The organism is Streptomyces sp. NPDC004031, from assembly GCF_053604375.1.
Genome location: NZ_JBSGHL010000048.1, coordinates 36787 through 54405 on the forward strand (window position 1 = coordinate 36787; position 17619 = coordinate 54405).

The window sequence follows — 17619 nt, forward strand, 5'->3', positions numbered from 1 at the left end:
GGTCGTGCGTTCCGGCCTCCGGCGCACTCACCGGAAGCGGACTCGCCGGAAGCAGACTCGCCGGAAGCAGACTCGCCGGAAGCGGACTCACGGGAACGGGTGCGGCACCCGGCGGACCGCCGCCTCGGGCAGGTCGTCGGCGCGCAGCCCGGCCCGCCGCTGGGCGGTCAGCAGCCGCGGCATCGTCAGCGCGCGCTGCCGCGCCCAGCCGAAGTCGATCGGCAGCAGCCCGGGGGCGATGGTGCACACCGTGCGCAGCCCCATCGCGCGCTGCTCCGGCGCGGTCTGGTCCACCACGATCACGTCGCAGCCCGCGGCGGCGAGTTCGGCGGTGAGCAGGCGCACGTCGTCGCGCAGGTCCCGGCCGCGCGGCCGCCCCCGCTCCCAGTCCGCGTACAGCTCGCCGGGCGTCCGCACCGCCGGGGGCTCCAGGTAACCGCGGACGTACTCGCCCATGCGCGGCAGCCCGAACAGCGCCGCGTGGTCCGGCAGCCGCCGCACCAGGCCGAAGTCGTCGGCCATGGCGTCGAGTTCGGCGGGCCGCTCGGCCACCTGGCGGGGCAGGTGCGGCAGGTAGGTGAGGATCTCCGACACCGCCGCCTCGATCGCGGTCTCCGGGTCGAAGGCGGCGCCGGCGGCGAAGGCGTACGTGCCGGGGCCGCCGTCCCGGCGCACGGCCAGGCCCGTGACGACGGGCACGGCGAGGTCGATGCGGTTGTCGAAGGCGTGCACGTCGTAGCCGCACAGCGCGGCCCGGTCGGTCATCGAGCGCAGCACGGGGTTGCCGCACGCGCCGAGGTCGATCTCGGTGAGCGGCGCGTCGCCGTACCAGCCGAGCAGGAAGGCGTCGCGCTCGACGAGTTCGAGCAGGCCGAAGAGCACCGCCTCCTCCAGGCAGCTGCCGGTGGCGCAGCCGTTGGAGCACTCGAAGACGAAGTGGTCGGCGGAGGTGCCCGCGCTGTAGTAGACGAGCCGCGCGGGCACGAGCACGGGCCGGTCGTCGCGCAGCGACCAGCCCTGGACCCACGGGATGGGGCGTTCGGGGTCGAAGGGCGCGATCATCGGGTCGTCGCGGTAGGTCTCGGGCGTGTAGAGCCCGCACGCGCGCGGGTCGAGCGCGGACTCGCCGAGGTTGGTGTACGAGTCGGTGACCACGCCGCCGACGGCCCGGCGGTGGGTGCCCGCGTAGCGCTCCAGGCCCTCCAGGAAGGCCAGGTCGCGGCTCGCGGCGAAGGAGTGCGACTGGCCGCTCCACGTCACGTCGGTGAGACCCGCGTAGCCGCGCATGAAGACGCTGCCCGCGACGGGCGCGGTGGTGGGCGAGGTGACGTCGCTCCAGGTGCCCGCGCCGAGCACACCGCACACCGGGTTGGCCAGCGCGGCGAAGGGCAGCCCGTAGGCGCCGGGCGCCTTCAGCCGGTAGCGGTCGGGCGCGGGCTTGGGGCGGGAGGCGGGGAAACCGTCGAGGTCGGCGGCGGGTGCGGCGGGTTCGGTGCTGTGGGCTTCACCCTGCGAGGCGTGCGGGGCGTGGGGGGCGTGCGGGCACAGCGGATCGGCCAGCAGCGGGACGGTGCTGAGCTGCCCGGTCTCCAGGTCCAGCCGGGTGACCCGCGGCAGCCGGTCGTCGGGCAGGGCGGGTGTACGGGGCGCGGGGTCCACCGCGCCCGCCGCGCCCGGTGCGCCCGGTGCCGGATGGGAACCTACGGCCGTACGCTCCCCCACCGCCGCGCACAGCGCCCACACCGCGTCCACGGTCCAGTCGGGGAGGACCGGCCAGGCGCCCGCCGCCGAGCGGGCCCGGCCGGTCTCCAGGGCCTCGCGTTCGGTGCGGGTGCGCAGCCGCTGCCAGCGGATGGCCAGGCAGCAGCCGCACGCCGCGGCCTGCGCCGTACCGCCCCACGGGCCGACGAGGACGGCGTCCGCGGTGAGGTGGACGGTCGAGGCGGCGCGGGCGGCGGCCGCCCGCGGGGGCTCGGGGCGCAGCAGGTCGTGCCCGCCGACGGCGGCGACCCGGGGCGCGGGCAGCCCCGCGGCAGCGGCGCGGGCGGCGAGGCGTGCCGCCAGGTCCGCGGCGGCGGCCTCCAGCGGCGGCACCACGGCGACGGCGGCGGGTCGCCCAACGGTCTCGGTCGTCATGTCCGGTTGCTCCAGCGGAAGATGCGGGCGGCGATGAGCCCGAAGACGGCGGTGAAGGCGATCAGGCCGCCGCAGTCGACCGCGAGCGAGCCCAGCGAGGCGCGCCCGGCGAGCACGTCGGTCAGACCGTCGTCGAGGTAGCGCAGCGGCAGGATCCAGGAGGCGGTGCGGATCCAGCCGGGCAGCAGGTCGGCCGGGTAGAACGCGCCGGACAGGAACGCCATCGGCACCATCACGCAGTTGGCGATGGCCGCGACCGCCTCGGGGGTGTCGGCGAGGCTGCCGACGACCAGGCCGAGCGCGAGGAAGGCCGTGACCCCGAACACCAGCAGCGGCAGCGCGAGCGGCCAGCTCCCGTCCAGGTGCAGGCCGAAGAACGGCAGCAGCGCCACCGCGGTGAAGAGCACCGCCTGCGTCAGGCCCACGCCGATCGCGACCAGCAGCCGCGAGCCCAGCACGGTGGGCAGCGGCGTCGGGGTGCGCCAGATGAGCCGCAGGATGTCGTCGCGGCGCCAGTGCATGAGCGCGAACGCCGGGCCGAAGAGCGCCGCGTTGCCGACACCCCAGGCGAGGACGCCGGGCGCGACGTAGTTGATGTACGGCAGGTCGCCGTTGACGGACTGGCCGCGGAAGAGCAGGCCGAAGACGACGAGGAAGACCAGCGGAAAGGCGAACGTGAAGAAGACGGTGGTGCGGTCGCGCACCGAGGCCAGGAACGCGGCCCGGGTGAGCGTCCGGTACGGGCCCGGCACCGCGGCGGGCGCGGCGCCGTCCTTGGTGTCGAGCGCGGGGGTGGCGGTCATCGGCGCTGCTCCGTTCCCGCCGCGGCGGTGTGCGCGGCCCGTTCGTCGTCGTGGTCGGGCGGTGCGGACGCCGTGCCCGGCGGCGGGCTCGCCGTCAGCCGCAGGTAGGCGTCCTCCAGGGTGGCCGTCCTGGTCTGGATCGCGTCCATGTCGACCAGTGCGGCGAGCGCGACCAGCGTGCGGTTGGCGTGGTGCGTCTCGATGACGACCTCACCGCCCTCCACGAGCACCCGCTCCGCGCCCTCGACCCCGCGCGCCTGCTCCACGGTGATGCGGCCGGCGGGCACCAGCAGCCGGGCGGGCGCGGCCATCGAGCGGATGAGCGCGCCGGGGCTGTCCAGCGCGACGATCCGGCCGCCCGCGACGATCGCGACCCGGTCGCACAGCGCCTCGGCCTCGTCGAGGTAGTGCGTGGTGTAGACGATGGTGCGGCCCTCGCCGCGCAGGTCGCGCAGCACCGCCCACAGCGACCGGCGGGCCTCGGGGTCGAGGGCGGCGGTCGGCTCGTCGAGGAAGATCAGATCCGGCTGGTGCACCAGCGCGGTGGCCAGCGCGAGGCGCTGGCGCTGGCCGCCCGACAGCTCGTCGACCCGGCTGCGCTGCTTGCCCGTCAGGCCCACCAGCTCCAGCGCGTGCCGGGCGGCGGCCCGGTCGGCGCCGTGCAGCGCGGCGACGGTCTCCAGGTGCTCCCACGCGGTGAGCCGCGTGAAGAACGCGGACGTCTGCGTCTGGACGCCGATGCGCCGCAGCAGCGCGGTGTTGCGCGGCCAGGGGCTCGTCCCGAACACGCTGACGGTGCCCGCGTCGGCCTTGCGCATGCCCTCGACGATCTCCACGAGGGTGGTCTTCCCGGCCCCGTTGGGCCCGAGGATCCCGAAGAACTCCCCCTGCGCGACGGTCAGCGACACGTCGTCGAGCGCGCGCACCTCCCCGTACACCTTGGTGACGCCGTCGAGCACGATGGCCGTCCCCTCCGGCCGCGGCTGTGCTGTCATGTGCCCCTTCTCCCGTTTCTCCTGCTGCGGTTCGCCGTCCGGCGGGGTGGTTGCGTACGGGCCCGCGCCCGTGGGACCGCCGCGCCCGGCGGCGGCGGGTACGTGCGGGCCAGGGCCCCGGGTGCCCGCGGGCGCGGTGGCGGACTCCCCCGTCGCGCCGCCGGGCTGCGGGCGGCGGGCCGCGAAGCGCAGGCCGACCAGCCGCAGCAGCCACGCGGCCGCGATCACGGCGGCGGGCAGGAAGCCCGACCAGTCCCGCCAGCCGTCCGGGAGCATCGCCCGGACGGCGAGTCCGAAGCCCGCGAGCACGGCGAGCGCGAGCAGCGCGCACAGGACGCCGTATCCGGCGTAGAGCGTGCGCAGCCGCGCGGGGTAGCGGCGCACCTGCGCGCGGGCGTCCGGCACGCGCGGGCGGGCCCCACTCCCGGGGGCAGACGCACCCGCGCGGCTCCCGGCCGACGCGTGCACTGTGGCGGGCGCCGCTCCCGCGGAAGCGGCCCCGGCGGATGCCCCGCCTCTGCCTGCGGCCTCCGGCGAGGGGCCTGCGCCGCTCCCGGCCGACGCGTACGCGGCACTCGACACGGGCCCGGTGGTGTCCGGTGAGGCCGTCGCGGCGGGGGCGGCGGATGCCCCGCCCGCACCCGCGGCCTCCGGCGAGGGGCCTGCGCCGCTCCCGGCCGACGCGTACGCGGCGCTCGACCCGGGCCCGGTGGCCTCCGGGGCGGGCGGGGCGGCGGAGGCCCCGCCCCTGCCCGGGGCCTCCGGTGAGGCCGTCGCGGCGGGGCGCTCTTCCGTGTGCGGGGAGCGGATCGCGCGGGCTGTCAGGGTCAGGAAGGTGCGGCTCTCGGTCGCCAGGCGGAGGGTGCCGAGGGCGTAGCCGAGGGCCTTGTAGCCGTCGAGGGGTGGGAGGGGGACGAGGTTGAGGAGGGCCATCGCGGTGCCGAGCAGGAGCAGGCCGCCGAGGAAGGGCAGGGCCTGGGCGTGGTCCGGGAGCAGGGCCCAGACCGGCCAGAAGGGCACCAGGAAGAGCAGGTTGGCGACCGCGCCCGCCGCCGCCACGGCGATCTGGCGGCCGCGCCGGGTGAGGAACTGTACGTCCTCGACCTCGCAGTACAGGTACGTCATGACGCCCCACACGCGCCGCAGGCCGATCTCGCCGACCCGCAGCCCGTACGCGCGGGCGACGAGTCCGTGGGCGATCTCGTGCAGCCCCAGGCTCACCCAGAGCACGCAGCCGACGGCGGCGAGCGCGACCGGCTGGTGGTACAGCTCGCGCGTCTGGTCGGCCAGTTCGCCGAGCCGGGCGGCGACGGCGGCGACCACGGCGAGGGACAGCGCGAGCAGCACCCCGACGACGGCCCGGCGGCGGGCGAAGCCGGTGGCGGCGTGCAGCCGGTCCATGAGCGCGGGCGCGTCCGCGACCATCCGCGTCCGCCCGCTGAACAGGCTTCCGCGCCGCGGCCGTTGACCGGCGTCGTCCGCGGTGCGACCGGGCGCCGTGCGCGCGGCAGCGGCGGCAGCGGTGGGGGCGCCTGCTGCCGACGGCGGCACCGCCAGCAACTGCCGCGTGCCGAGCAGCCGCATCATCCGGCCCCACTGCGCGTCGCCGAGCCGCGCTCCGAAGTGCGCGGCGTACTCCGTGCCGATCTCGCCGAGGGAGCGCGTGCCGTCGAGGCGGGCGATGATGAAGTGCTCCTTCGGGCCGACCTCCAGCCGCACTCCGGTCTCGGGGTCCTTGAGGAGGTGGACGACCGCGGGGCCGCGGGTCAGGGGCGGGCCGACGAGGATGCCGGGGCGCAGCGCGGGGCGCGCGGCGAGCAGTGCGCCGCTGGTGGCGGTCATGGCGCCGCCGTGGGCCGGGGCTCGCGCAGCGCGCGGGCCAGGACGTAGGAGAGGAAGGCCTCGTCGCGGACGGACACCGACAGCCGGTTGTTGGTCATGTGCATGTACGGCGACAGCAGCATCGGCAGTGCCTGGTCGGGGTCGTCGACGGGCAGGTCGCGCGTGCCGTCCCAGGAGCGGAAGACCAGGTCGCCGGCCTGGGCCAGGGCGACGACGCGCTCGCGCAGGTCGAGGCAGTGCTCGGCCCATCCGGCGAGGAGGCTCGGCAGCCGCTCGGGCGCGGGTTCGGCGACCGCGGCGCGGATGTGCTGGAAGCGCTCGGGCAGCGCCTCCATCGTACGGTAGGCGCGGTCGTAGCCGTCCTGCGCGGTGTAGTTGGTGGTGGCGAAGGCGGAGTTCCAGAAGTCGTGGTAGCGGTCGAGGAAGGCGAGCAGCGCGTCCTCCTCGCGCAGCAGGCAGCCGGACATGGTCATCATCAACTGGGCGGCCACGCCCAGCAGTACGGTCCGCAGGTGCAGGTTCATCGAGCCCGCCGCGCCGGAGACCAGTTCGCTGGAGCGCTGGAAGTGCCATTCGGCCAGCTCCACCCCGGCGGGGCCGCCGTACTTGCCGTACTCGGGCTCGTAGGGCTCGGGGCTGAAGGAGTTGTTGGGCCGCAGCTTCATGTGGCCCTCGGCGTCGACCAGGCCCGCGGGCGCGCCGCCGGGGTATTCGAGGGCGAAGAGCGTCTGGTAGAGGTCGGCCATGAAGCCGCCCTTGACCTCGTAGAGGGCCGGGCGCTCGCGCAGGAACGTCTCGATCGCCGCGGTCGCCCGCTCGGCGACGGCGGCGGAGGCGTCCGGCGAGGAGGGGCGCAGGCGCAGCCGGATGTGCGGCCCCTCCAGCCAGTAGTTGATGAAGAACCAGCCGTCGAGCAGGCCCTCCGCGGTGAGTTCGGCGACCAGCGGGCGCGCGCAGCGCTGGAGGAAGGGCCGCGGGCTGGCGGCGTAGAAGACGTGGTAGGCCTGCCACGCGCCGCGCGTCCCGGCGGCGGCGCGGGTGGTGTCCTCGGTGGTGTCCTCCATGGCGCCCTGGCTGATGCCGTGGGTGATGTCGTGGGTGGTCATACGGCGGGGTCCTGCCTTCCTGGCCGGGCCGCGGCGGCGGGATGGGCCGCGCGGGGGACGATTTCCACGGCCAGTTCGGCGACGTGGTGGCCGCGGGGGGAGCGCACGTGCAGCTCGTCCTCGCCCGGCAGCATCTCCTCGAAGACCGCCTTGTGGCGGCCGCCGTCGGTCAGGGCGTGCAGCGCGAGCAGCGACAGCGGGCTGTCGAAGTCGACGTAGTGCGGCTTGGATCCGCCGAAGACGGCGCCGAAGCCGCCCGCGTCCGCCGCCCGTTCCTCGTGGACGGTGGCGAAGACCCGGTCGGGCAGGCCGTGTTCGTGCCGCCAGCGCTGCCACGCCAGGTAGGCCGCGGCCTCGTCCGTGCCCGCCGGGCGGGCCGGGAGCGCGCCGGGCGCGGCCGTCCAGGACCTGCGGTGCAGGACCAGGCCGCGGTAGCGGACCCGGGGCCGGGAGGTGACCCCGGCGCGGTCCGGGCCTTCGGGCACACCGCGCCAGGCGTCGACGGAGGCGCGGGAGGTGGGTGAGAGCAGCAGCAGGGTGCGCGGCACCTCGGGCAGCACCATCGGCACGAGGTAGCCGAGGTAGAGCGGCACGACCTCGGCGTCCAGCCGCCGCGAGCGCAGCACCAGCCGGTCGGCGTCGGCGTCGTGCTCGGCGTAGAGGTCGTCGAGGTCGATCCGGGCCTCGGGCGGGGCGGTGCTGGTCTCGCCGGGGCAGACGATCTCGTGGTCGGTGAGCCGGCCGTGCAGGTTGAGGTTGGTGGTGGCCGAGCCCGCGGTGATCTCGGCGAAGACCGCGCCGGGCGGCTGCCATTCCCGCAGCTGTGCGCGCAGCCGCTCGGTGAGCCCTTCGGCGGGGACGGCGTCGGGGACGCCGTGCCCGGCCGCGTCGTCGAAGCAGTGGGTGAAGCGGGTGAAGGGGAAGGCGAGGCCGCCGTAGGAGTTGTTGAGCACCACGAGCGGGTCGCCGTCGCGCCGGGCGAGCTGAAGGAAGTGGCTGTGCGGGGCGAACGGGCGGCCGAGGGGGGCGAGTTCGGTGCGGACGGCGGCCACCGTGTCCTCGTCCAGGCACAGTTCGGGCTGCCCGTCGGGGTGGGCGGCCCATGCCTCGCGCATCCGCCGGGTGAATTCCGCGCGGGCCCGGTCGAGCGCGGCGACCTCGGGCATGCCGAGCCAGTTCTCCTCGGGGGCGGGGCTGCCGTCGGCCGCCCAGGGCGACTTGGTCGAGGTGAACTGCAGGTACTGCGTGAAGATGTCCTCGTGGAAGTCGTGGACGAGCCGCAGCAGGTCGTCGCAGCGCCCGCCGCGCCCGTAGCGGGCGAGGAAGAAGCCCTTGAGGGTGAGCCGTTGCGGCAGTGCCACGTCGAACGCCGGGAGGATGCCGTGCAGTTCGTGCAGCGGCGCGGCGGCCAGTTCCTCCCACTGCGCGAGATCCGCGGTGACGCCGTCCTCGCGGACGTCCTCGTAGAGCAGGGTCTGCGGCAGCGCCGGGGACGGCGCGCCGAGGTCGGCCTGCACCGCCAGCAGGTCGCGGCGCAGGTCGCCGAGCAGGGCGCGGCGCCCCGCGGCGTCCGCGGCCGGGTAGCGGTCGACGAGCGCGGCGGCGCCGTCCAGCCGGGCGGCGAGCGGTTCGGCCCAGGGGCGTTCCAGGGCGCGCAGCGCGGCGGCGAAGGAGCGCAGGGGGTCGGTGGTGTGGACGTCGGTCTCCAGGCCGGTCATCTGGAGGATGCCGAGGTCCAGCAGGGTGCCCGCGTAGTGGGCGGCGTCCTCGGGCGCGGCGCCGGTCTCGGCGGTCAGCCAGCCGGTCAGCTCGGCGTGCCGCAGCCGGCCGCGTGCCCGGAAGAGCGCGGTCATCCGCTCCAGGGTGCCGCTGTTGCGCAGGAAGAACAGCCGGTCGTGGGCCGCGTCGAAGCTGACGGCGGCGCTGTCGTCGCCCGCGGTCACCGAGCGGCGGACGTAGCGGATGCGGTCCTCGTCGACCTCCCAGCCCGCCGAGAGGGTGACGGGCAGGTCGCCGCGCCGGCCCGGGTCGGCGGCGACCAGCTCGGCGAGCCGGGCCAGCACCACGACGTTGAGCCGCGGGTAGCTCGTCCAGCCGCCGCCGGTGCGCACCTCGGGTCCGGCGTCCGGGGCGAAGCCGCCCTCGGCCACGGCGGTGAAGGTGCTGAACGGGCTGGTCTTGCACGCCGTGCGGTAGAGGTACGCCAGCAGCGAGCGCTCCTTCTTGCGGGCGCGCTTGTCGGGGACGGGCGCGGTGTCGGCCATGAAGGCGTCGAGCTGCCCCTCCAGCGTCGGGGAGGCGAGCGCGAGCCCGAGCCGCAGCCGCTCCTCACCGGCCAGCTCCCGCAACCGGCCGCGGGCCGCCGCGAGTTCGGCGTCCACCAGCGCGCCCCCGGCGCGGGCGAGCGCGTCGAGCCGCAGCCGGGCGTCCAGCCAGCGCAGCAGCAGCCCGCCCGTGCCGTCACCGTCACCGCCATCGCCACTGCCACCGCCATCCGCTTCCGCGGCGAGGCTCCGTACCGCGTCCACGTCCTGCGGCAGGCGGCCGTTGAAGACCGCGCGGCGCAGCGCGAGCACCGTACGGCGCCGCGCACCGTCCTCCGTGGCCTTCACCAGCACGGTCAGCGGGTCGTTCAGCTCGTCCGCGAGCCGTGCGGCGTCGCGCTCGGCGGCGAGCGTCCCGGCGGCCCAGTCGCGGGCCGCGGGGCTGCGCAGGCTGTGCACGGCCTCCACCGGCAGCCCCGCCACGCGCAGCATGAAGCGGCGGTGCAGGTGCCAGTCCCGCGGGGTGTTCCCGCTCTCCGGCGCGGCGTCGTCGACGCTCATGCCGCTCCCTTCTGTGCCCGGGACCGCTGTCCGGCCCGGCCCGTGTCGTCGTCGGATACGTCGCCGTGCACGGCGTCAGGCGATCTCGTGGCGGAACCCGGCGGGGCGGGGGCGCTCGTGGCCGATCATCATGATCAGCAGCGGCACCTCGCCGGTCGCCTCCAGTTCGAGTTCCTCGGTGAAGGAGATCGCGTCGAAGCCGAGCGCCACCCCGCAGGACAGCCCGGCGGCGGCCGACGCGGTGTAGACGGCCTGCGAGATCCCGCCGATCACCGCGTTGACCAGCCGGTACCCGCGGTCGCCGACGGCGTCCAGCACCGCGTGGGTACGGGCGGCGGGCACGATGACGGCGGCGGCCTGCTCCAGGTTGTAGTTGGCCAGGAAGTAGTTCTCCTGGAGGAAGGCGCCGGACGGCCCGGCCTTCAGCAGCCGCAGCGTCCCGTCCGCCGTGTCGTGCAGGTAGGTGCCGGGGGCGACGCCGTCCACGTGGTTGACGAAGACGTAGCTACGGCTGAGCGAGCCGGTGTCCGGCGTCTCGGCGTCGCTGTCGAGCGTGCCCGCCGCGGCGATCGCGGCCAGCACCGTGGACAGGTCCCGCGCGGGCAGCGGCCGGGTCGCCTGGAAGCGGCCGAAGCTGCTGCGGCGGGCGCGCAGCGCACTGCTCACGGGGGTGTCCAGCGGGCGCGGCGCGGGCAGCGCGACGCGGTCGCCGCCGTCCGGCACCGGCGGCGCGAGGGCGGCGTCCAGCGCGCCGGGCGCGGGGCGCTCGGCGGCGCGGTCGAGCGTCGCGGCGTGCATGCGCCGCACCGTCTCGAAGGTCATGGTGACGTGCGAGCGCTCCTGGTCGGTGTGCCGTACCCGCGGGGCCGCGGCGCTCGCGGGAACGGGAACGGGGACGGGGGCGTCGGCGGGCGGCGCGGCGGCCGGGGCCGGGGCGCCTTCCCAGGCGAGCGGGACGACCGCGAAGACGCCCTCCTCGTCCTGCCCCAGGCCCAGCAGGCGGCCGAGCCGCGCCTCGTCGAACCAGAACGCCGGGCCGACGCGCAGCCCGTGGGCGGCGGCCCAGATCCGCCAGGTCTGCAGCAGCGCGCCGGTGTCCATCGTGACGACGTGGTAGCAGAAGCTGTTGTACTTGAAGGCGTTCTGCCAGAAGCGCACGCCCAGGACCAGGAACTGGTCGTGGCCCGCCCAGCGCGCCCCGCCGCCGAGCGCCGCGCGCACCTCGCCGCTCACGTCACCGGCGAGCAGCCGCCGCAGCGCGTGGTGGGGGGTGTCGTAGTAGTAGACGCCGGGCGTGAGCGGGCCGGAGGGCCCGGCGACCCAGTGCACCCCGACGGGGTAGAGGCCGCCGCCCGAGGCGCTGCCGCGCGACCAGTTGGCCTGCGTGTACATCGGCAGGGTGCCGAGGTCGGAGTTGGCCTGCACCGCGAGCCGCCGCCCGACCAGGCCGTAGGACTCCTGGAGCATCCCGGCGAGCAGCGGCAGGGTGAACGCGCCCCCGGCGTCCGGGCCCTGGGTCCCGTCCGCTCCGAACAGGCCCCGCTGCACGGTCGCTTCGGGGTCGGCGACGGCCTGCGGCAGCGGGAGCGCGGCGGCGCCGGGGAAGTGCTTGCCCTTGCGCGGCCGGTCGGCCCAGTCGGGTACGAAGTCGGCGGGCTCCATGGGATAACGGCCCCGCCGGACGATGGCGGTCGCGTACTCATGGGCGAATCCCACGGGCGTTTCCTCTCTGCGCGTGCGGTGCGGGTCTTCGGGGCGGTGCGGCCTTTGGCGGCGCGGGCGTTCGCGGTGCGGGCAGTGCGGGCGGTACGGACGGCGCGGGCGGTGCTCGGTCCCACGGCCCGGCCGGTCAGGGGAAGGGGTGCGGTGCGGGGTTGAGGTCGGCGGGGGTCAACTCCCTTTCGCGCAGGCCTGCTTCGTGCAGGGCCGTGCGCGTACGGGGCAGGTGGCGGGCGCGCTGGCGGCGCCAGCCGAAGTCGATGGGCAGCAGGCCGGGCACGAGGACGCTCGCGGTGTGCAGGCCGAGGTCGCACTGCTCGGGCATCGTCTGGTCGACCACCACGACGTCGAAGCCCGCCTTCGCGACCGCCCCGACGCACGTCTCGACGTCGTCGCGCAGGTCGGCGCCCGGCGTGAGCGTGCCCGGACCCGTCGCGGCGAGGTCGGCGAGGGCGACGCGCGGGCGGTCGCCGCGCAGCAGGAAGGCGGCGTGCTCGGCCATCTCCGGCAGCCCGTACATCAGCGGGTGGTCGTGCAGCACCTGCACGCGGTCGAAGTCGGCGGCCAGCGCGCGCAGCCGCCGCTCGTCGCGCGCGGTCCGGCGGCGGAGGTTGACCGCGTCGGTGGCGATCTCGCACAGTCCGCCCGCGAGCGCGGACTCCGGGTCCAGGCCCGCGCCCGCGCCGAAGCACAGGCGGCCGAGGCCGCCGTCGACGCGCTCGGCGACCGCCGTCACGACCGGGATCGGAAAGCTGATCCGGGTGTCGAAGAAGCGGGCCCGGTAGCCGTACATCGCCAGCCGGTCGATCGTCGCCCGGGTCTGCGGGTCGCGCGACGTGCTCGCGTCGATCTCGGGGAGCCGGGCCTGCCCGAACCACGCGAGCAGGAAGGCGTCGCGCTCCACGACCTCCATCAGCCCGTGGTAGACGGCCTCGGCCAGACTCCCGCCCGACGCGCAGCCGTTGGAGCTCTCCTGCACGAAGCGGCGCCGCAGGCCGCCGGGCGCGTGGTAGTAGACCAGGATCTCCGGGACGAGCACGGGCAGCCGGTCGCGCAGCGACCAGCCCCACACCCACGGGACGGGCCGCGCCGGGTCGAAGGGCCGCACGTCCGGCTCCGCGCGGTGGAAGGCCTCGTCGTACAGACCGCACTCCCGCGGGTCCACGAGCGTGTGCTCGGCGGCGAGTTCGTCGTACGCGGCGACGACGGCGGTGCGCTTGCCGCGCGGGCGCATCCCGGCGAACCGCTCCAGTCCTTCGAGCAGGCCGACGCGCTCGCTGGAGCGGTAGCGCGCGGTGTGCCCGCCCCAGAAGCACTCGCGCAGGTAGTCGCCCGAGCGCAGCAGGAACGAGCCCACGGTGGAGGACGTGGACGCCGAGATGAGGTCCGGCACCACGGACGGGCCCAGCATGCCCGCCGCCGGGTTGACGAACGCCTCGAACGGCACGTCGTAGTCGTCGGCCGGGCGCAGCCGGAAGACGTCGGGCGCGGGCTTCGGCGCGGGCGCGAGGTCGAGCCGGGCGCCCTGCGCGGTGTCCGCCGGGCGCACCCCGCAGTCCGGGCACTCGGCGTCCGGGACGAACGCGAAGCGCGTCACGCACAGCGTCTCGGCGTCCACGAGGAAGGCGTACGGGTGCCGGCCGCCGCGGCCGCCGTCCGGTCGTTCGCGGTGCGCCGCGACGAGCGCGGCCACCGCGTCGATCCCGAACGCCGTCTCCACCGGCCCGGCCCCGGCCGCCCGCGTCCCGGCCCCCGTCTCCAGCGCCTCCCGCAGCGCCCGCGCGCGTACCCCCTGCCACCGACGGACCAGGCACCGCCCGCACCCCGCTCCCCCGCCGGGCACGAACGGCCCGACGAGCACGAGGTGCCCGTAGCGGAAGACCCCGACGGCGCCGCCCGGCGCCCGCGCGCGGCCGGGAAAGGTCTCGGGGCCGTCCGGTCCCGCGCCCTCGCCCCGTTCCTGCCCGGCGGCGAAGCGGTGGGCGGCGCCCTCCGGCCCGCCGCCGCCCGGCCGTTCTTCGGCGTCCGCGCCGGACTCGCCGCCGACGGCGAGTTCGTCCCGCACCCCGAGGGCGCCGACCACCACCTCGGGCCCGCGCCCGCCGGTCAGGGCGCGCAGGCTCGCGGCGAGGCGGTCGGCGAGGTCGGCGCAGAAGGCGTCGAGCGGCCCGCCGTGTCCGACCCGGGAGGCCGGACCCGGTCCGGCGGGGTCGTCCGTGGCCGCGGGCACGGCCGTCCCGCCGGACGGAGCGTCGGCCGCGGTGCCGACGCCGTGCGCCGGGGGTGCGGGCTCGGCCGCCGGGGGCAGGGGGCGGGTCATGCGCGGGGCTCGGGGAGGGTGAGGAGGACGCGGGCGGTGTGGATGCGGCCCGCGGTCAGGTCGGGGGTGTCGGCGGGGGCGGTGAGGACGTCGCGGCCCGCGGCGCGCAGGGCGGCGGCGGCCTCGGTCCAGGTGGTGTCGGCGGCCGGGGGCGCCTCGCCGGTCACCGCGAGGGCGGCCGGGTCGAGGTCGGCGAGCAGCGGGTCGCCCGGGTCGAGCGGGCGGCCGGTCTGCACGGCGCCGAGCAGGTCGCGCAGGGCGGCCAGCAGCGCGTCGCGGCGGCGCAGGGCCGCGGCGAGGGTCCAGCGCGGCGCGCCGCCCGCCGGGTCGGCCGCGCGGGCCAGCACGACGGGCAGGGCGCCGCCGCCGAGGTCGAGGATCTCCAGGCCCGCGCCGAGCCCGGCGGCGGAGCGGAGCAGGAAGGTCAGTTCGGCGTCGTCGCCGTCCTCCTCCGGGGTCAGGCGGCGCACCTCGGCTGCGCCGCCCAGCGCGCGGCGCAGCGTGTCGTGGGCGAGGGCGGTGCGCAGGGCGCGGGCGACGGCGGCGGCCGGGGTCGTCCCGGCGCCGTTGCCCGCGGACGTGGCCTCGACCAGGCGTGCCTGGTTGTCCGGGCCGAAGGGCCGCAGCGCCGCCGCGGGCACGAGCACCGTCTCTCCGGTGAGCAGCGACGTCACCGGGCACCAGCGGGCGACCGGTTCGGCGGGTGCGCCGAGCCCGGAGGCGAGGGCGAGCCTGTCGGCCGCGACCGTGCGCCATTTGCCGCGGGCGGCCTCCAGTTCCGGCCCGGTGAGCGCGCCCCGCACGGGCACGACGTGCTCGCCGTACACCTCGGCGGCGCGCAGCAGCGCCCGCAGCCGGGCCCCGGCGACGTGGTGGACGTCGAAGGCGGTGATCTCGCGGCGCTCCCGGTGGCCGGTGCCGAGCAGCACCGTGCTCACCTTGAGCGGGGTCTGCGTCCAGTCCTCGTCGGCGTAGGCGGCGAAGACCCCGGCGCGCGGCTGGACGAGCACCGAGCGGCCGGAGATCTCGGCGAGCGCGGCCTGCGCGGCGTCCTCCTCCTCGGCCCCGCTGCCGACGGGCCCGCCCAGCGGTGAGACGGCGGCGTCGCCGGTCGCGGCGGGGCTCGGCAGGTCGGTGAGCCGCACCGGGGTCTCGGCGGCGGGTGCGGCGGGGGCGCAGTGCGGGCAGCGGGGGTGCGGCAGCAGCGGTTCGGCGACGGTGTCGAGGGAGTCGGTGTGCTGGATCAGCAGCTGGTTCTCGGTCTCGGCGGGCAGGACGCCGGTGGTGCGGCGGAAGACCTCGTAGCCCAGCAGGTTGCCGACCATCGCGGCGAGCGGCCCGGCCAGGCCCTGGGCCGCCGGGTCGTACGGGCCGCCGGGGGCGGCGGCGCTCCACAGGTCGGCGGCGGCGCCCGGTTCGCCGTTGGCGCCCAGCCGCAGGGCCGCGCAGGTCCAGCAGCCGCTGCCGTCCCGGGTCATGAGCGGGCCGATGACGACGGAGTCGCCGTAGGGCCAGGCGGGCAGCAGGGTGCGTCCGGCGGGTATCCCGGCGTCCAGCAGCGGGGCGAGGCGGCGGGGGCCGTGCGGGCCGGTGAGCAGTACGAGGTCGTGGCCGTCGAGGTCGTCCCAGCCGGGTCCGCCGGGCGGCGGGTCGAGCAGGGTGACCTCGGCGGGGCAGCCGGACTCGCGCAGGGCGGCCGCTTCGGCGAGGACGTCGGCGAGTCCGCTGCCGGGGCGGTCGAGGGCGCGCGGTACGGCGACGGCGGCGCAGCCGTTGCGGATCAGGCTGAGCGCGGCCCAGCAGGCGACGGCGTCCTCGCCGAGCACCGCGACCCGGGTCTGCCGGAAGCGGCGGAAGCGGTCGGCGGCGCCGTCGGTGTAGTGGTCGATGTAGTCGATCTGCGCGGCGAAGCGTTCGGCGACGGTGTCGCCCAGCGCGTCCGGTGCGTCCTGCGCGGGCTCGGCGGCGCGGGCGAAGCCACGCGCGTAGAGCGTGCCGACGAGCTGGACGACCATGTCGCGCTGCTTGTCGCCGAGGCCGTTGCACAGCTCGGCCACCGTGTGGTCGCCGGTCAGGTGCGGGACGATGACGGTCGCGAAGCGGTAGGCGGAGGGCATGACGACGCTGAAGCCGCCGCGCGCGTTGTGGAAGTGCACGCCGGTGGGCGTCTGGGTGTAGAGGACGTCGCGGCGGATCCGCGGCCTGGTGCCGGCGAGTTCGTCGTAGGTGGACGCCATGTCAGTCACGCCTCCGTGGGGTGCGGTCCTGCGGCCCGGGGCCGCTGCGGGTCGGTGGGGGTGGGGCGCCCGTCGCGGGCGGGCGCCGGGGGTGCGGGGCTCCGGCCGCCGGGTGCGCCGGCGGCGGCCTGGGCGCACGGGGCCGGGCGCGGGGAGGCCGGGGCCTCCGTGTGCGAAGCCGGGGGCGGGGACGCCGGGGAGCCGGCGGCCTGCGGGGGCGGGTCCGGGGGCGCCGGGCCGGGGGCGCTCGTGGCGGGCCGGGCCGCGCCGACGCCGCCCGCCGCGGCGGCGCGGGTGAAGACCCGCAGCAGCTCGTGCACCCGGTAGCGCCCGCTCGGCTCCTCCTCCAGCAGCCCGGCGCCGACGAGGCTGTCCAGCACCCGGCCGCCGTCCACGGCCTCGTCGGGAGCCGGGTCCGCACCGGTCGCGGGGGGCGCGGGGGCCACCGGGGCGGGGAGCGCGGGCGGCGGCTGCCGCGGCGGCCGGGCCTCGGCGCTGCCGGACGACTCGCCGCGCAGGATGGCCAGTTCGAGCCGCTGGAGGGCGGGCCCGGGATCGACCCCGAGGGTGCTCGCCAGATGCGACTTGAGCCGCCGGTACTCGGCGAGTGCCTCCGCGCGGCGGCCGGTCCGGTCCAGCGCCTCCATCAACTGCTCGGTGAAGCGCTCGTGCAGCGGGTGCGCGTGTGCGGCGGAGCGGATCTCGGCGACCGCCTCCCGGCATCTGCCGCACTCCAGTTCGAGATCGAAGACGCGCTCGATGGCGCGCAGCCACTCCTCCTGGAGCCGGGGCAGTTCGTCGCGGTGCAGCAGGTCGGAGGGGACGTTGGTGAGCAGCGGCGGCTGCCACAGCGCCAGCGCGGCCCGCAGCAGCCGCAGTTCGGCCTCCGGCTCGGCCGCGTCGTAGGCGGAGCCGAGGAGTTCGCGGAAGCGGACGAGGTCCAGCGTCCCGGCGTCCGCGGTGAGCCGGTAACCGCCGGGCACCGCCTCGATCATATTGCCGGAGATGCCGTACTTCCCGAACAGCCGGCGTAAGCGCAGAACGCAGCTGTGCAGCGCGGACTTGCCCTGGGCGGGTGTCTCCTCGCCCCAGATGACACGCTGCAGGAATTCGACGGAGACCACCGAATTCGCATTGAGCAACAATGCAGCCAGAAGTGCCGCGGGCCGCGAGGGCTGAAGCACCACGGATTCACTGCCGTCCGCCACCGCCAGCATTCCGAGAACCGTGAAACGGGTGTGACCTGCGGCTTGCGGCAGCCGCCCCGCATTCTCCGGAGCTATTCCCGTACCGTTTTTGAGACCGTTTTCGAGCGTGTTGTGCCAGACCACCACACCACCATCCCCGTAGCCCCGTACGACCACGGCCACCGCCTCCCCGGTGTGCTTGGAGGCGGAGCGGACAACCCCGGCCGATCAGGCCGTTCGCGGTCACGGAGGACAGTACGGCAATGCTCTTTACCTTGTCCAGCAATTGTGGCCGATTCCTTGCCGCCGATCGAGCAGTACGCGCCACCTGCCCGTTCGCCGAATCCCGGTCACCAAACAGGACCAACCGGGCCGCATCGCTCGGGCACGGAAGCGAGCAATCGGACATAACTCGCAGATATTACGGGCGTGTGTTTGCAGCGTTAACC

General features: G+C 76.3%; 9 protein-coding genes. All 9 read right to left on the reverse strand.

Going from position 1 to position 17619, the window contains the following annotated elements; translation table 11 throughout:
* Window positions 1-87: 87 nt before the first annotated feature.
* A complete protein-coding gene (locus tag ACWERV_RS26795; RefSeq protein WP_452937599.1) occupies window positions 88-2136 on the reverse strand; it encodes a YcaO-like family protein in 2049 nt (682 codons plus the stop codon).
* Window positions 2133-2939, reverse strand: a complete 807-nt coding sequence (locus tag ACWERV_RS26800; protein ID WP_398178508.1) for an ABC transporter permease — start codon at window positions 2937-2939, stop codon at window positions 2133-2135. Before ACWERV_RS26800 ends, ACWERV_RS26795 begins: the two co-directional genes overlap by 4 nt.
* Window positions 2936-3934, reverse strand: a complete 999-nt coding sequence (locus ACWERV_RS26805) for an ABC transporter ATP-binding protein (protein ID WP_452937625.1) — start codon at window positions 3932-3934, stop codon at window positions 2936-2938. Before ACWERV_RS26805 ends, ACWERV_RS26800 begins: the two co-directional genes overlap by 4 nt.
* A gap of 1838 nt (window positions 3935-5772) precedes the next feature.
* Window positions 5773-6840, reverse strand: a complete 1068-nt coding sequence (locus ACWERV_RS26810; protein WP_452937628.1) for a lantibiotic dehydratase C-terminal domain-containing protein — start codon at window positions 6838-6840, stop codon at window positions 5773-5775.
* Between the two features lie 38 nt (window positions 6841-6878).
* A complete protein-coding gene (locus ACWERV_RS26815) occupies window positions 6879-9707 on the reverse strand; it encodes a lantibiotic dehydratase (protein ID WP_452937602.1) in 2829 nt (942 codons plus the stop codon).
* Between the two features lie 75 nt (window positions 9708-9782).
* On the reverse strand, window positions 9783-11423 hold the full coding sequence (locus ACWERV_RS26820; protein WP_452937604.1) for a nitroreductase family protein: 1641 nt from the start codon (window positions 11421-11423) through the stop codon (window positions 9783-9785).
* A gap of 133 nt (window positions 11424-11556) precedes the next feature.
* Complete coding sequence (locus tag ACWERV_RS26825; protein ID WP_452937606.1) at window positions 11557-13746, reverse strand: TOMM precursor leader peptide-binding protein; 2190 nt, start codon at window positions 13744-13746, stop codon at window positions 11557-11559.
* On the reverse strand, window positions 13743-15983 hold the full coding sequence (locus tag ACWERV_RS26830; RefSeq protein WP_452937631.1) for a TOMM precursor leader peptide-binding protein: 2241 nt from the start codon (window positions 15981-15983) through the stop codon (window positions 13743-13745). The genes ACWERV_RS26825 and ACWERV_RS26830 overlap by 4 nt, the downstream gene beginning before the upstream one ends.
* Window positions 15984-15988: 5 nt before the next feature.
* Complete coding sequence (locus tag ACWERV_RS26835; protein ID WP_452937634.1) at window positions 15989-17200, reverse strand: AfsR/SARP family transcriptional regulator; 1212 nt, start codon at window positions 17198-17200, stop codon at window positions 15989-15991.
* Window positions 17201-17619 lie beyond the last annotated feature (419 nt).

Coding starts and splice junctions, on each gene's coding strand:
- ACWERV_RS26800 (WP_398178508.1), bottom strand. CDS start 2,939: ATGACCGCCACCCCCGCGCTCGACACCAAGGACGGCGCCGCGCCCGCC.
- ACWERV_RS26795 (WP_452937599.1), bottom strand. CDS start 2,136: ATGACGACCGAGACCGTTGGGCGACCCGCCGCCGTCGCCGTGGTGCCG.
- ACWERV_RS26815 (WP_452937602.1), bottom strand. CDS start 9,707: ATGAGCGTCGACGACGCCGCGCCGGAGAGCGGGAACACCCCGCGGGAC.
- ACWERV_RS26805 (WP_452937625.1), bottom strand. CDS start 3,934: ATGACAGCACAGCCGCGGCCGGAGGGGACGGCCATCGTGCTCGACGGC.
- ACWERV_RS26810 (WP_452937628.1), bottom strand. CDS start 6,840: ATGGAGGACACCACCGAGGACACCACCCGCGCCGCCGCCGGGACGCGC.
- ACWERV_RS26830 (WP_452937631.1), bottom strand. CDS start 15,983: ATGGCGTCCACCTACGACGAACTCGCCGGCACCAGGCCGCGGATCCGC.
- ACWERV_RS26825 (WP_452937606.1), bottom strand. CDS start 13,746: ATGACCCGCCCCCTGCCCCCGGCGGCCGAGCCCGCACCCCCGGCGCAC.
- ACWERV_RS26835 (WP_452937634.1), bottom strand. CDS start 17,200: ATGCTGGCGGTGGCGGACGGCAGTGAATCCGTGGTGCTTCAGCCCTCG.